Origin of the sequence: Demequina litoralis (genome assembly GCF_030418455.1) — a bacterium.
Classification (GTDB): domain Bacteria; phylum Actinomycetota; class Actinomycetes; order Actinomycetales; family Demequinaceae; genus Demequina; species Demequina litoralis.
In genome coordinates, this window is the sequence record NZ_JAUHPW010000009.1 from 85,950 (window position 1) to 100,771 (window position 14,822).

Below are 14,822 nucleotides of genomic sequence, written 5' to 3' on the forward strand. Positions count from 1 at the left end.
CCTCGGCCGCGCCCGCCCCGGCCCGCCTCGGCTATGGGGCCGCGCCCGCCCCGGCCCGCCTCGCGTTTCGGGGAACTCAGCGACGGTTTCAGCAGGTATGCGATTCCTGCGGGGAGCTGAGCGACGGTGCTCTCGCGGAGGCGTCGCTGAGTTCCCCCTGGGAGTCACGGATCGTTCAGAACCGTCGCTCAGTTCCCCGGAAGCGCGGGCGGCGGGGGTGGTCAGGCTGCGAGCTCGGCGACCGTGCGGACCGCCCGCTCGAGCGCGAAGCCAGGCGCACGCGACGCGCCCTTGATCTCGGCGTCGGCCCGGGCGACCGCCTGCACGGCGAGGGCGAGCGTATCCGCGTCCCACCTGCGCAGGTCGCGTCGCGCGCGGTCCTCCTGCCACGGCTGGATCCCCAGCTCCTTGAGGCTCACACCCCGGCCGCGCGCGGCACCCACCTTGATGAGGGTGCGCAGCTTCATCGCGAGCGCGGCGACCAGCGGGACCGGGTCCGTGCCCGTCGACAGCGCGTGACGCACGAGCGCGATGGCGTCGGCGGTCCGGCCGGCGATGGCCGCGTCGGCCACTGCGAAGCCGGTCGCGTTGACGCGGGTGCCGTAGTACTTCGCGACGGCGGCCTCGTCGATGGTGCCCTCGACGTCGCTGACCAGCTGCGCGCACGCGGCCGCGATCTCGGCGACGTCCTCGCCGATCGCGTCGACGAGCGCGCGCACCGCACGCGCGGGGGCCGGGCGCTTGGCCCGCTCGAACTCGCCGGTCGCGAAGTCGACGAGCTCGGCGTCCTTCTTGATCGCGGGGCAGGTGTACTCGGGAGCGCCACCCTTGCGGAGCGTGTCGAGCAGCTTCTTGCCGCGCACGCCGCCACCGTGGAGCAGCACGACCACGCACTCGGGGTCGGGTCGCGCGACGTAGGCGAGCGCGTCCTGCAGGAAGTCGTCGTTCATCGCCTCGAGCGACTCGACCACCACGAGGCCCGGCTCGGCGAACAGCGACGGGCTGGTCGCCCCCGCGAGGCCTCCGCGGGCGTAGGCGCTGGCGTCGAGCCTGCTCACCTCGATGTCGCCGCTCTTGCGCATCACCGCCGTGACGCGCTCGACCGCGCGGCTCGCGAGCAGCTTCTCGGGACCGGAGACCAGCACCACCGGGGCCGGGGCGGCGCGATGCCATGTCGCCTGGGGTGCCTCTCGTCTCGCCACGGGGACTAGCCTCCCACGGAGTCCCGACATCGCCGGACGAGCACCGGCTCGCCGTCCCGTGCGCCCAGCACCACGTCTCCGCACACATCCGTCCGCAGCACCACCGCTCCCCCGCCGCCGTACAGGTCGAGAGCCTCGGGCGACGGATGCCCGTAGTCGTTGCCCGCCCCGACGGACACGAGCGCTACCGGCGCCGCGATCGCGCGCACCAGCGCCGCATCCTGCGCGGCGGAGCCGTGGTGCGCGGCCTTGACGATATCGACAACGCCCAGCGCCGCCACCGCGGGCTCCAGCCGCCGCTGACCCTCGACCTCGAGGTCCCCGAGCGCGACCACCACGAGCCCGGCGGCCTCGATCCGCAGCGCGGTCGACGAGTCGTTGACCTCGGTGCCGTCGCGCGAGCGCGGCGTGGGACCCGTCTGGAGCACCTCGACGGTGACGCCTCCCACCCGCACCTGCTCCCCCGCGGCCGGCGTCGACGTCGGGATCCCGGCGAGCGCGTCGAGGGTCTGCTCGGATGGCGCGGCCGGCAACCACGCGTGCCCCACGTCGACCGCCTCCCGGAGCGGTGCGACCCCACCGGTGTGGTCCGCGTGCTCGTGGCTGAGCACCAGCAGATCCACCCGCGAGACCCCCAGCCGGTCGAGGCAGCCCGCGGCATCGGCGTCCTCCGTGCCCACGTCGACCATCACCACGCCGCCTCCCCCGCGCACGACGAGGGCGTCGCCCTGGCCGACGTCGCACGCCACCACGGTCCAGCCGTCGATCGCGCCGCCGAGCGCCTCGGGCAGCCACCGCGGCGGCGCGTGGAGCACGAGTCCGAGCACGGCCGCGACGAGCGCGCCGGCCCGCCACCAGGGCCGCGGCGCCCGCGCCGCCGCGGCGACGGCGGCGAGCAGCAGGCCTCCCTGCACGACGCCGCGCGCGCCGACGTCGCTGAGCAGGTCGCCGCCCGGCGCCTCCGCGAAGGCGCGCGCCGCGGCGACCACGGGGTACGCGCATCGTGCGGACGCGTCGGCGAGCACCTGGGCGAGCGCGGGCGCCGGGCCGGCCAGCGCCAATGCCGCGACGCCGAGCAGCGTCACCGGGATCGCGAACGGCGTGGCGACGGCGTTGGCCGGCACGGCCCACGGGCCCACGCCGGCGTCGATCGCCGCGAGGATCGGCAGGCACGCGGCCTGCGCGGCGAGCGTCACCGCGGCCGCATCCGCGAGGGGCGCGGCGACGCGACGTCGGAGGCGGCCCGCCAGCCCCGGTGCGAGCAGCGCGATCGATCCCACCGCGGCGACGGACAGGGCGAGGCCCGCGTCACGCGCGAGCTCGGGTCGCATCAGCAGCAGCACCACCACGGTCGCTGCGAGCGCAGGCACGCTCTGGCCCCGGCGTCCGGCGAGGAGTGCCCCCGCCGCGATCGCCGCCATGGCGAGCGCCCGCAGCACGGAGCCGCCGCCCGACACCACCACACCGAACGCCCCGCAGGCGGCGACCGTCCCGACGGCGACGATCGCGGGCGAGGCCCGCGCGCGCCGCAGCAGCGTGCCCACCGCCACGGCGAGGATCGCGAAGTGCGCGCCGGAGACCGCGGTGAGGTGGGCGAGACCCGTCGCGCGCATCTGCGCCACCAACCCGGGATCCATCGCGGACGTGTCGCCGAGCACCATGCCCGCGACCAGCGGCGAGGTCGCCTCCGGCGCTCCTGCCAGCACCTCCCCGAAGTCCACGCGCGCCTCCTCGGCCGCGGCCCGCCATCCGGTCGGCTCCTGGTTGGCGACGATGCGTCCGTCGAGCAGCGCGTCGACGGGGCCGCCCGCGGCCGGCGCGGTGGTGCCGCGCACCGTCGCCGTGCCGCCACGCACCGGCGCACCCTCCGCCTCCGCGAGGACGACGACGAGCCCGGCGCCCGCCCGCCACCGCGGCTGCCCGGCCTCGCGCCACCGCGCCGCCGCGACGCGGACCGCCACGCGAGGCTCGTCGTGAGATGCGACGGGCCTCACTTCGACGACGCGGCCGCTCACCTCGACGATGGTGCTCGTGTGCGCGGGGATCCAGGCGCGCGCCGCCGACGCCGCACCGGTGCCGGCGGTCGAGGCCACGGCGGCGACCGCCGCGAGCGCGACCGCGCCGATCGCACCCGCGCCGACCCGCCGCCGCGCGACCGTCGCAAGGATCGCCGCGACGGCGCATGCACCGGCGACCGCGAATCCGCCCCGCATCCCGCCGGCCCAGGAGGCGAGCGACGCCACCCACGTCGCCACCGCCGCGGGGACCAGCCTGACGTCGCCCCAGCCTCCCACCTCGTCACGTGGTCGCGAGGTCGGCGATCGCCGCGATGATCGACGGGCCCACCCCCGATACGCGCTCGAGGTCCGCGACCGCGATGAACGGCCCGTTGGCCTCGCGATCGGCGACGATGCGCGCCGCGATCACCTCCCCCACGCCGGGCAGGGTCTCGAGCGCGGCGGCGTCCGCCGTGTTGAGGTCGACACGCGCAGGGGAACCGGCAGCGAACGACCCTCCGGCCCCACCGGAGGAGCCAGCCGCCAGGACGCGTCCCACCACGATGTGCTCCCCGTCGGCGACGGGCCGGGCGAGGTTGACCGAGGACTCGTCGGCCTTGCGGCCGAGCCCTCCGGCGCGCGCGATGGCGTCCGCGACCCGCGCTCCCGCGGCGAGCTCGACGAGCCCCGGCTCGCGCACCGCGCCGCTCACGTGGACCACGAGGACCGGCCGCGTGGACCTCGCGGGCGCCGCCGTGGCCGCGGCGGACGAGGCGCTCGCCACGAGGGGCACGGCCGGCTCCGCCCGCAACCCCCACCACCCGAGCGCTGCGATGACCGCGATCACGGCCGCGGCGGTCGCGGCAGTACGGGCGTCGAGCCGCCAGCGGGTGGGCTGCGGCGCGGGAGGGTCGGCGCCGTGGCCGGCCGCATAGGCACGCGCCGCCGCATCGCGCAGCCCGGCGGACCAGCGTGCGCGCACGTCCTCGGACGAGTCGGCGAGATCCATGCGGGCACCGTAGGCTCGCGCGACCTCGTCGTGGACGGCCACCGGCATCCCTGTGGGCACGGCGGCCCACGCGGCGAGCCGGGGTCATCGCCCGCCGGAGTGGGCGGGGCGGGGCGGGGCGGCGCGGCGCGAGGCGGGGCGGCGCGAGGCGGGGCAGCGCGGCGCGAGGCGGGGCGGCGCGACGCGCCAGGCGGAGAGCCCTCAGGCCTCAGGGGGCAGGTCCGCGACCACCGCCGCGAGCGTCCCTGGTCCCGCGTGCGCGGACAGCACCGCGCTCACCTCGGCCACCGCGACGGGACCGAGCCACGGGTGGCGCGCCTCGATCTCGCGCGCGGCCTCCCCCGCGGACTCCTCCGCCCCGACGCCGTGGACCGTCACGACGGGGTGCGCGCGCCCTCCCAGCGCATCGTCCACCGCGGCGTGCAGGGCGGCCCGCGCCCGCGCCGCCGACCGCACCCGTCCCACGAGCACGACCTCTCCGTCGCGCACCTCGAGCACCGGTCGGATGCCGAGGACGCGTCCCACCGCCGCGACCGCGGGGCCGATCCGTCCTCCCCGGCGCAGGTGGTCGAGCGACTCGACGGTGAAGAAGCAGCGCGACCCCGTGGCGACGGCGCGCGCGGCGGCGGCCACGTCCGCGAGCGAGCCTCCCGCCCGGGCCGCGTGCGCGGCGGCCAACGCCGCGTAGCCGGTCGCCATCGCGACGGTCCTGGTATCGACGACCTCGACCGGCAGGTCGGCGCGTGCCGCGGCGGCCACGGCCGCCTCGTACGTGCCCGACAGCGCCCCCGACATCGCCACGATGACGACGCCGTCGGCCCCCTCCGCGACCGCGGCGGCGATCGCCTCGTCGAAGGCCGCGGGCGTCGGCTGCGAGGTCGTCACCACGTCGCCCGCACGCAGATGCGCGACCACCTCGGCGTGGCCGATGTCCACACCCTCCGGCCTCGCCTCGCCGTCGACGACGACCTGCAACGGCACCACGCCGATGAGCCGGCTCGCGGCGAGCCCCGGGGACAGCGAGGCCGCGGAGTCGGCGATGACTGCGACGGTCATGCCGTCACCCTAGCGGCGCGGCCACCCCGGCGAGGGCGATCCGGCCGCGGCGCCGCCCGAGGACGCGACAGCGCCCGGCGCCGCTGGGGCACCGGGCGCTGTCGGACGCGCCTACGCGGTGACGATGTTGACGAGCTTGGGCGCGCGCACGATGACCGTGCGGATGCCCGCGTCCCCGATGGCGCGCTTGGCGCCGTCGGAGGCCAGCGCGAGCTCGCGCAGCTCGTCCTCGGAGATGCCCGGGGGCACCTCGAGGCGGCCGCGCACCTTGCCCTTGACCTGGACGATGCACGTGACGGTCTCCTCGACGAGCAGCGACTCGTCGACGGCCGGGTAGGTCGCGAGCGCGACGTCCTCGTGCCCGAGCATCGCCCACATGTCCTCCGCCGTGTACGGCGTGAACAGGCTGAGGAGGATCGCGACGGCCTCGGCGGCCTCGCGCACGGCCGGGTCGGAGGCGCCGGCGCCGCTGTCGATGACCTTGCGCGTCGCGTTGACCAGCTCCATGACGCGGGCGACCACCACGTTGAACTTGAAGCCCTCGACCAGCTCCTGGGAGTCGTGCAACGTGCGGTGCGTGATCGCGCGCAGCGCCGCGTCGCCGGTGCTCGGGTCGACGCCCGGCTCGGAGGTCACGTCGCGGGCGAGGCGCCACGCGCGGGCGAGGAACTTCGCGGACCCGGCCGGAGAGACGTCGGCCCAGTCGATGTCGTCCTCGGGCGGGCCGGCGAACGCCATGGTGAGACGGACGGCGTCGACGCCGAACTCGTCGAGCTGATCGGACAGGCGCACCAGGTTGCCGCGGGACTTGGACATCGCGGAGCCGTCCATCTGGACCATGCCCTGGTTGAGGAGCGCGGAGAACGGCTCGTCGAAGTCGATCATGCCCATGTCCCGGAGCGCCTTGGTGAAGAAGCGCGCATAGAGCAGGTGGAGGATCGCGTGGGTCACGCCGCCGACGTACTGGTCGACCGGTGCCCAGCGCTTCGCGTCGAGCACGTCGAAGGGCCCATCGGTCTTGGCCGGGTCGAGGTAGCGCAGGAAGTACCAGGACGAATCCACGAAGGTGTCCATGGTGTCGGTGTCGCGCAGGGCGGCACCGCCACAGGTCGGGCAGGTGGTGTTCACCCAGTCCGTCGCGGCCGCGAGCGGCGACTGGCCCTTGGGCTTGAGGTCGAGGCCCTCCGCCGCGGGCAGCGTGACCGGGAGCTGGTCGTCGGGGACGGGGACCTCGCCGCAGGTCTCGCAGTGGATGATCGGGATGGGCGTGCCCCAGTAGCGCTGGCGCGAGATCAGCCAGTCGCGCAGGCGGTAGTTGGTCGCCGCGTGGCCGGTGCCGGCGGTCTCGAGCTCGGCGGTGATGGCCGCGATCGCCTCGGTCTTGGCGAGACCGTTCAGCGACTCCGAGTTGATAAGGACGCCGTCGCCCGTCGCTGCAACGCCCGTCTCGACGGGGTCGCCGAAGGGCTCCCCCGCATCGTCCCGGCAGTCGAGGACCACCCGGACCGGCAGGTCCATGGCGCGCGCGAAGTCGAGGTCGCGCTGGTCGTGCGCGGGCACGGCCATGATCGCGCCGTGGCCGTAGTCGGCGAGCACGTAGTCGGAGGCCCAGATGGGCAGTCGCTCGCCGTTGACCGGGTTGATGCCGTAGCGCTGCAGGAACACGCCGGTCTTCTCCCGGTCGGTCGCGAGCCGGTCGATCTCGGACTCGCCCTTGACCTTCTCGACGTAGGCGGCGAACGCCTCCTGGGTCGCGGCGTCCGCGCCCTCCGCCAGCTCGGCGGCCAGGTCGGAGTCCGCGGCCACCACCATGAAGGTCGCGCCGTACAGGGTGTCGGGACGCGTGGTGTAGATGTCGATCGGCTGCTCGCGGCCCTCGATCGTGAAGGACACGTCGGCGCCCGACGAGCGGCCGATCCAGTTGCGCTGCATCGCGATCACCTTCGACGGCCACGAGCCGCGCAGGTTCTCCAGCTCGTCGAGCAGCTCGTCGGCGTACTCCGTGACCTTGAAGTACCACTGGTTGAGCTTCTTCTTGGTGACCGGGGTGTCGCACCGCTCGCACAGCCCGCCCACGACCTGCTCGTTCGCGAGCACCGTCTGGTCCTTCGGGCACCAGTTGACGTTGGAGTGCTTGCGGTACGCCAGGCCGCGCTCGAACATCCGGGTGAAGATCCACTGGTTCCAGCGGTAGTAGTCGGGACGATGCGTCATCAGCACGCGGTCCCAGTCGAACGAGCACGCGTAGCGCTTCATCGAGCTCAGCTGCTGCGCGATGTTGTCCTCGGTCCAGCCGGCGGGGTCGACCCCGCGCTTGATCGCCGCGTTCTCCGCGGGCAGGCCGAAGGAGTCCCAGCCGATGGGGTGGAGGACGTTGAAGCCCTTCTGCACCCAGTGGCGGGAGATGACGTCGCCGAGCGCGTACGCCTCGGCGTGGCCCATGTGGAGGTCGCCGGAGGGGTACGGGAACATGTCGAGCACGTACTTCGTGGGGCGCGCATCGTTCTCGCGGCCCGAGCGGAAGGGCTGGCGCTCCTCCCACACGGGAAGCCAGCGGGCCTCGATCTCGTGGAAGTCGTAGCGGTGCTCGTCGGTCTGGGGCGTCTCGGTCACCCGTGAATTCTACCGAGGGACGATGCGCGCGCGGGCCGCGCACGTACGTCCACCCCGTGACGGGGTCGCCGCACGACCCTTGTCGGCGGCAGGGGGTCGCTCCATTGCGCTCACCGGTCGAGCGCAGGGTGGGCGCGACGGCGCGCACGTGCTCCCCCGTCGCGAAGGACCGCGGCGCGCGGATCACCGTCAGGGTCACCGCGCGCAAGCCCGGCCTCCTGGCCACCAGCAGGACGAGCGCGGCGGTCCGCGGGCGCTGACCAGGCACGACGTTCCACCCCCTGAACGAGTGACATTGGCCACATCTGTGCGGGGGACATCTGTGGCATAGCCCACAAACCCCTGCACGGACTACCGGAATGCCGGAATCATGCCGATATCCCATCCGGAGACGGGCGCGTCCAGCCCCGGATCCCCGAACAGGAGGTCAGCATGCGTCCGTCCGCCCTTGCGGTCCCGCACCCCCTCGCGCGCCGTGTGGCGCTCGCGCTGGTCGGTCTGCTGGTCGCGGCCCTCGCGCTGACCGGCGGCTCCGCGCACGCCGCCACCGACCCGGCGCAGCTCATCCTCAAGAAGACCAACGCCTATCGCGCGAACGAGGGGCTCAAGCCGCTCTCGCTGCAGGGCGGCATCGTGGACGTCTCGGAGACGTGGAGCAAGCGGATGCGCTCCACCTCGAACCTCAGCCACAACCCGAGCTTCGCGTCCCAGATCCCCTCGACCGCCACGCGTGCCGCCGAGAACGTCGGCTACGCCTGCGGCTACGGCGGAGCGGCGGCGAACGCCTCCGCCGTCATGTCGGCATGGCTGAAGTCCGCGGGCCACGAGGCGAACATCAGCGGCAGCTACTCGGACATCGGCATCGGCGTCGCGTACGACAAGTCGACCGACTGCGTGTGGGCCACCCAGAACTTCGCGCAGTACAGCAAGTTCAGCACCAAGCCGCGCCCCAAGATCGCCGGCACCAAGAAGGTGGGCTCGGTGCTCACCGCGAGGATCGGCTCGTGGAGCCCCTCGCCCAGCAGCGTCACGTACCGGTGGTTCCGCGACGGCAAGCGCATCGACGGCGCGACCGGCCGCAAGTACACCGTCACCAGGGCCGACCGCGGCCACAACATCCGCGTCAAGGTCATCGCGAAGCGCTCGGGATACCTCACGACAGCGAGGACCAGCACGGTCGTGTCGATCCCCAAGGCCTTCACCTCGGCGCCGCGGCCCACCGTGTCCGGCACCGCGACGGTCGGCTCGCAGCTCACCGCGCAGGCGGGGTCGTGGAGCCCCACGCCCGACAGCGTCTCGTACCGGTGGTTCCGCGACGGCAACAAGATCGCCGACGCCGCCGGCCGCCGCTACACGGTGCGGAACGCCGACCGCGGGCACACCATCAAGGCCAGGGTCATCGCGAAGCGCTCCGGCTTCTTCACCACCACCCGCTGGAGCACGGGCATCTCCGTCTCCTGATGCCCTCCCCGCCCCCGGCCGCGGCGTGCGTGGCACCATGGAAGGACGCCGTACGCCAGGGCTGACCGTGACGTAGCGGTCGCGCGCCCGGGTCCCTCCCCGCGGAGGACCCCGTCGACGCGCGGCGGCCCGACCGGACAGGGAGGAGGCCGATGGAGCGACGTGGCGGGCCCGGCTCACCCCGAGGCCTGCTCTCCTGGATCGCGACCACCGCCGTCGCGGGCGCGCTGCTGATCGTCGGCACAGCCCCCGCCGGAGCCGCGACGGTGCCCCCTACGCCCGAACCGACGGCCGTCGCCTCCCCCGACGCATCCGCGACGGTGGACGATGCGGAGGCCGCCCCCGCCGAGACGTCGCCCGCGCCGGTCGAGACGGGCGCGCCGGAGCCCGAACCCGAGCCCGCGCCTCCCGCCGAGTCCGAGGAGCCCGCGCCTCCCAGCAGGCCCGAGCAGCCCGCACCCGAGCGGACGGGCGGCGCAGACAAGCCCGCAGAGCCCTCGGAACCCTCCGGGCCCTCCGACGCGACGACGGACCCCGAGCCCGCGCCGACCGCTCCCACCACCCCGGCCGCCCCCGCCGAGGAGCCCGCGACCGGCGGAGGCACGTCCGGGACGGCGACGCAGGCCCCGCCCGCACCCGAGCCGGAGCCGTACGACCCCGACGCCCCCGCATCGTCCGGCGTGCCGGCACCGGAGCCGCTCGGCCCCGTGAGGTTCGACGACGTCTCGGATGCTCTCGGCGATCCGACCTACTCGTCGTTCGCCGCCGCGATCGCATGGATGGGGCGCAGGGGCGTCGCCGAGGGCGTGCTGACGGAGGCGGGCCGCGCGTACATGCCGGAGGCCACGGCGACGCGCGGCGAGTTCGCAGCGTTCCTCTACCGGCTCGCCGGCTCCCCGGCGAAGGTCGTGCCCAGGCGATCCCCCTTCGCCGATGCCGGACGCGGCGACACCGAGCACGCCGCCGAGATCGCGTGGCTGGCGGCGCAGGGCGTCGTCACCGGGAGGCTCGAGGGTGACGTGCGGATCTTCCGCCCCGACGACCCCCTCACGCGCGGCGCGATGACCCGCATGCTCTACCGCTTCGCGGGTTCGCCCCGCGTGAAGGACGGCGATCTCGGGACGTACGTGGACGTCGCCCCCGGCTCCGAGATGGATGCCGCGGCGACCTGGCTCGCGGGCACGGTCGGCGAGCTCGGCCAGATCGGCGAGGACGGGCTCGAACTGCTGCCCTCCGCGACGGTGTCGCGCGGCGCCGTCGCGGCGGTGCTGCGGCTCGCACACCGCTCGGACGTGCGCTTCACCCCGTGGAAGGCGCCGCTGCGGCTCGTCGACCCGACCGTGGTCCAGGTGGATGTCGAGGGCGCCCTCAACCTGCGCCGCGGCCCGTCGACCGACGCCGCGGTCGCGACGCAGCGCGAGGACGGCGCCGCGCTCGACACGACCGGCGCGGTCACCGCCGACGGCTGGGTCGAGGTGCGCGTGGGCGACCGGCTCCTGTGGGCCTCGCCGGACTACCTCGCGGTGGACGGCTCCGGGGCGCCCGCGGGCGGCGGCTCCGCCGCCACCGGGGACGATGCGACGGGCACCACGGCCCCCGCGCTCGCCCGCGACTTCGACAACGGCTTCATCCCGGCCGATGCGCTGTGCGGGCTGCCCTGGCGCGAGGACCTGCTGCTGGCGTGCGGCGCCGCCGACGACCTCGCCCGGCTCGACGCGGCGTTCCACGACCTGTTCGGCCTGCACATCCCCGTCTCGAGCGCGTACCGCGACTACGCGGGCCAGCTGGCCGCGACCGCCCGCTACGGCGGGATGGCGGCGGTGCCGGGCACGTCGAACCACGGATGGGGCGAGGCGACCGACCTGTCCGAGCCGGGGCTCCCCGGCGGCTACGACGGCGAGGCGTACGCGTGGCTCATCTCCGCGGCCCCCTCGTACGGGTGGACGCTGCCGGCGTGGGCGCGGCCCGACGGGTCCAAGCCGGAGCCGTGGCACCTCGAGCACGTCGGCTGAGCCGCGCATCGTCCCGGCGCACGGCACCCCGCCGGGGTGCCCGCCGCATCGTCCCTAGTCGACCTGGGTGATGTGCACCTGGACGTCGAGGTCCGTGGTGCTGCCGGCCACCACGCCGGTGAGCGGCGGCACGTCCGTGTACTCGCGGGCGCGGGCGACGATGACGTGGTGGTCGCCCACCTCGCGGTCGTTGGTGGGATCGAAGCCGTACCAGTCGCCGGTCCACCACTCGACCCACGCGTGAGACTCCCCCGACACGGTCTCGCCGATCGCGGCATCGCGCTTGGGGTGGAGGTAGCCGGACACGTAGCGGGCCGGGATCCCGACCGTGCGCAGCGCGCCGATCGCGAGGTGCGCGAAGTCCTGGCACACACCGGAGCGAGCGTCCCACGCGTCGCGCGCGGGCGTGTGGACGGAGGTGGCGCCGGGCACGTACTTGATCTGGTCGTGCAGGTGGTCGCAGATCGCGCGCGCGGTGTCGTCCGGGCTCAGACGCGCGGCCGCGTCGCGGGCGAAGGCCTCGAGCTCCTCGGTGGGCTCGGTGGTGTCGCTCAGCCCCAGGTACTCGCTGAGGAGGTCCTGGAATCGGGGGCCGGTGAGGGTGTCCCACGCGACGCGCTCCTCGCGGGCGGGCACGCTCGTGACCTCGACGAGGCTCGAGCCCACCACCGACAGGTCCTCGTGGGGCTGCAGCACCTCGAAGACGACGACGTCGGCCTCCCAGTAGTCCCGGTACGAGGACCGCCACGTGACGGGCGCGATCTCGACCTTCGAGTCGAGGACGCGCTGGCGCGGCAGCCAGGCGGGCGTGAGGCGCGCCTCGTTGTACGAGGACACGATCGAGCCCTCGTACGCGAAGGTGGTGCGGTGCTCGATGCGGAGCGTGGTCATAGGGCCTCCTGGCTCCACAGCACGGTCGACGCCGGCAGGAAGTAGCGATCGCGGATGAGGTCCGACGCCGCCCCGCACGCGCTCTGGACCTCGCGCATCTGGCCCGGCAGGTCGTCGAGCACGTCGCGCACGTCGCGGTACTCGAGGTTGGTGCGTGCACGGCCGAGCGCGAGGCGCGCACGGTCGGACAGCGCGCGGCTGTTCGAGGCGCCCTCGATGAGGCCGAGCGTGTCCTCCGCCTTCTGCAGGTTGTACGCGATCGAGCGCGGGAACAGGCGGTCGACCAGCAGGAACTCCGCCGCGCGCTCCTCGGTGACGAGCGCGCGCACCGTGCGCAGGTACGCCTCGTGCGCGGAGCACGAGCGCAGCAGCGTGGTCCAGTTGGGGCCCGTGGTGCCCTCGAAGTGGCGGGTCATGAGCAGGCGCGCGATCATGTCCGCGCGCTCGAGCGAGCGGCCCAGCTCCATGAAGTGCCAGGCGTCGTCGCGCGAGGTCGTGGCCGAGTGGAGGCCCCACACCACGGCGGCGCGCTCGCGCACCCACACGAAGTACTCGTGCGGCCGCGCCGAGGCGGTCCACCGCGGCAGCTGGTTGCGCGTGGTGTTGAGCGACTCCCACACCTCGGTGCTGATGACCTCGCGCGCCCGGCGGGCGTTCTCGCGGGCGGCGCCGAGCGTCCACGCGATCGAGGACGAACGCTCCGCGTCGAACGCGAGGGTCGCGAGCACGTCGCGGCGGCTCACGGGGGCCTCGTAGTCGCAGTTCATCACCGACAGCAGCGAGGCGTTGGCGCTGGGCTCGTCGACCCACGGGTCCTCGAGCAGCACGTTGAGGTGCACGTCGAGGAGGCGGGCGGTGTTGTCGGCGCGCTCGACGTAGCGGCCGATCCAGAACAGGGACTCCGCGATGCGGCTCAGCATGTCGGCTCCCCCTGCTGCTGTTGCTGCTGCTGTTGCTGCTGCTGGCCGTGCTCGATGTCGTCGGGGTGCGCGGCCTGCGGCACGGCGCCGATGCCCGACAGCTCGACCTTCGACTCCGGCGGCGGGGTCACCGGGCCGCGCTGGCGCACGCCGCCGAGCACCCAGGTGTCCTTCGAGCCGCCGCCCTGCGACGAGTTGACGATGAGCTGGCCGCGGGCGAGGGCCACGCGGGTGAGGCCGCCGGGCAGGACCCAGACGTCGTCGCCGTCGTTGATGGCGAAGGGGCGCAGGTCGACGTGACGCGGCTCGAGGCCCTCGTCGGTGAGCGTCGGCACGGTGCTCAGCTGGATGACCGGCTGGCCGATCCAGCCGCGCGGGTCCTCGAGGATCTGGGCGCGCACCTGGGCGAGCTCCTCGCGCGAGGCCTTGGGACCGATGAGCACGCCCTTGCCGCCCGCGCCGTCGACGGGCTTGACCACGAGCTCGTCGAGGCGGTCAAGGACCTCCTCGCGCGCCTCAGGCTCGTCGAGCCGCCACGTGTCGACGTTGGGCAGGATCGGCTCCTCGCCCAGGTAGTAGCGGGTGAGGTCCGGCATGTACGTGTAGATGAGCTTGTCGTCCGCGACGCCGTTGCCGATCGCGTTGGCGATGGTGACGTTGCCCAGGCGGGCGGCGTGGACGATGCCCGGCGCGCCGAGCGCGGAGTCCGGACGGAACGCGACGGGGTCGAGGTAGTCGTCGTCGACGCGGCGGTAGATCACGTCGACGCGGCGGCGGCCGGCGGTGGTGCGCATGTAGACGCGGCCGTTGTGGGTCTCGAGGTCGCGGCCCTCGACCAGCTCGACGCCCATGGTGCGGGCGAGCAGCGAGTGCTCGTAGTACGCGCTGTTGAACACGCCGGGCGTGAGCACCACGATGGTCGGGTCGTCGATGTCGTTGGGCGCGCAACGGGTGAGCGCGGCGCGCAGGCGCTGCGAGTACTCGAGCACCGGGCGCACACCCATCGCACCGAACATGTCGGGGAACATCTGCGACATCGCGCGGCGGTTGGACAGCACGTAGCTCACGCCGGACGGGACGCGCACGTTGTCCTCGAGGACGCGCCAGATGCCGTGCTGGTCACGGACGAGGTCGATGCCCGACACGTGGACGCGCACGCCGTTGGCCGGGTCCACCCCAGCGGCCTCGCGGTAGAAGTACTGGGAGGTCGCGATGAGGCGGCGGGGGACGATGCCGTCGTTCACGCAGTGCTGCGAGCCGTAGACGTCCGCGAGGAAGGCCTCCAGGGTGCGCACGCGCTGCGCGACGCCGGGCGAGATGATGTCCCACTCCTCGGCTCCGACGACGCGCGGCACGATGTCGAGCGGGAACGGCCGCTCCTCGCCCGCGTGGTCGAAGGTCACGCCCTGCGCCAGGTACGTCGAGGCGAGCGCCTCCGCCCGCGAGTAGAGGTCCTCGCCGGACATGCGATCGATCTCGTGATAGACCCGGCGGTACGGGTCCCTCACGCGGCCCTCGAGGTCCATGGCCTCGTCCCACGCCTGAACCGGCTGGTATCCGGTCCACGGCGTCTGCTGGTCGGCGGTCATGCAGCAACGATAGCCACCCCATGTTTCGGAGCGGTCACGATCGCGTCTCCGGCGCGTCATGACGCCCCCTAC

Annotated in this window: 10 protein-coding genes; 2 read left to right on the plus strand and 8 right to left on the minus strand. The window is 74.2% G+C overall.

The features are described from left to right. Nucleotides 1-221 precede the first annotated feature (221 nt). The 5 genes from holA to leuS form a co-directional block, all read right to left on the minus strand. Entirely contained in the window at nt 222-1,232 is a 1,011-nt protein-coding gene (holA, locus tag QQX09_RS11670) for a DNA polymerase III subunit delta (protein WP_436969066.1), read from the minus strand. Then, nucleotides 1,208-3,496: a ComEC/Rec2 family competence protein gene (locus tag QQX09_RS11675; protein WP_301134886.1), complete on the minus strand. Its 2,289-nt coding sequence runs from the start codon at nt 3,494-3,496 to the stop codon at nt 1,208-1,210. Before QQX09_RS11675 ends, holA begins: the two co-directional genes overlap by 25 nt. Nucleotides 3,497-3,500: 4 nt before the next feature. Continuing rightward, nucleotides 3,501-4,208, minus strand: coding sequence for a ComEA family DNA-binding protein (locus tag QQX09_RS11680; protein WP_301134888.1), 708 nt, complete (start codon nt 4,206-4,208; stop codon nt 3,501-3,503). Between the two features lie 201 nt (nt 4,209-4,409). Next, a complete protein-coding gene (locus QQX09_RS11685; protein ID WP_301134890.1) occupies nt 4,410-5,264 on the minus strand; it encodes a DegV family protein in 855 nt (284 codons plus the stop codon). A gap of 111 nt (nt 5,265-5,375) precedes the next feature. Continuing rightward, nucleotides 5,376-7,877 carry a leucine--tRNA ligase gene (leuS, locus tag QQX09_RS11690; RefSeq protein WP_301134892.1) on the minus strand — a complete coding sequence of 834 codons (2,502 nt, stop codon included), beginning with the start codon at nt 7,875-7,877 and terminating at the stop codon, nt 5,376-5,378. Between the two features lie 432 nt (nt 7,878-8,309). On the opposite strand from leuS, the gene QQX09_RS11695 reads away from it, so the two are divergent. Then, a complete protein-coding gene (locus tag QQX09_RS11695; protein WP_301134894.1) occupies nt 8,310-9,338 on the plus strand; it encodes a CAP domain-containing protein in 1,029 nt (342 codons plus the stop codon). A 152-nt stretch (nt 9,339-9,490) separates the two neighbouring features. Next, nucleotides 9,491-11,350, plus strand: coding sequence for a D-alanyl-D-alanine carboxypeptidase family protein (locus QQX09_RS11700; protein WP_301134896.1), 1,860 nt, complete (start codon nt 9,491-9,493; stop codon nt 11,348-11,350). 54 nt (nt 11,351-11,404) lie between these two features. On the opposite strand, the gene QQX09_RS11705 is transcribed toward QQX09_RS11700, so the two are convergent. Genes QQX09_RS11705 through QQX09_RS11715 form a run of 3 tightly spaced genes read right to left on the minus strand, consistent with a single transcriptional unit; the run spans nt 11,405 to nt 14,750 of the window. Beyond that, nucleotides 11,405-12,241: a transglutaminase family protein gene (locus tag QQX09_RS11705; RefSeq protein WP_301134898.1), complete on the minus strand. Its 837-nt coding sequence runs from the start codon at nt 12,239-12,241 to the stop codon at nt 11,405-11,407. Further along, nucleotides 12,238-13,161, minus strand: a complete 924-nt coding sequence (locus tag QQX09_RS11710; RefSeq protein ID WP_301134900.1) for an alpha-E domain-containing protein — start codon at nt 13,159-13,161, stop codon at nt 12,238-12,240. Before QQX09_RS11710 ends, QQX09_RS11705 begins: the two co-directional genes overlap by 4 nt. Then, nucleotides 13,155-14,750, minus strand: a complete 1,596-nt coding sequence (locus tag QQX09_RS11715) for a circularly permuted type 2 ATP-grasp protein (protein ID WP_436969067.1) — start codon at nt 14,748-14,750, stop codon at nt 13,155-13,157. Before QQX09_RS11715 ends, QQX09_RS11710 begins: the two co-directional genes overlap by 7 nt. Nucleotides 14,751-14,822: the final 72 nt, after the last annotated feature.

Coding starts and splice junctions, on each gene's coding strand:
- holA (WP_436969066.1), bottom strand. CDS start 1,232: ATGTCGGGACTCCGTGGGAGGCTAGTCCCCGTGGCGAGACGAGAGGCA.
- QQX09_RS11680 (WP_301134888.1), bottom strand. CDS start 4,208: ATGGATCTCGCCGACTCGTCCGAGGACGTGCGCGCACGCTGGTCCGCC.
- QQX09_RS11685 (WP_301134890.1), bottom strand. CDS start 5,264: ATGACCGTCGCAGTCATCGCCGACTCCGCGGCCTCGCTGTCCCCGGGG.
- QQX09_RS11695 (WP_301134894.1), top strand. CDS start 8,310: ATGCGTCCGTCCGCCCTTGCGGTCCCGCACCCCCTCGCGCGCCGTGTG.
- QQX09_RS11700 (WP_301134896.1), top strand. CDS start 9,491: ATGGAGCGACGTGGCGGGCCCGGCTCACCCCGAGGCCTGCTCTCCTGG.
- QQX09_RS11705 (WP_301134898.1), bottom strand. CDS start 12,241: ATGACCACGCTCCGCATCGAGCACCGCACCACCTTCGCGTACGAGGGC.
- QQX09_RS11710 (WP_301134900.1), bottom strand. CDS start 13,161: ATGCTGAGCCGCATCGCGGAGTCCCTGTTCTGGATCGGCCGCTACGTC.
- QQX09_RS11715 (WP_436969067.1), bottom strand. CDS start 14,750: ATGACCGCCGACCAGCAGACGCCGTGGACCGGATACCAGCCGGTTCAG.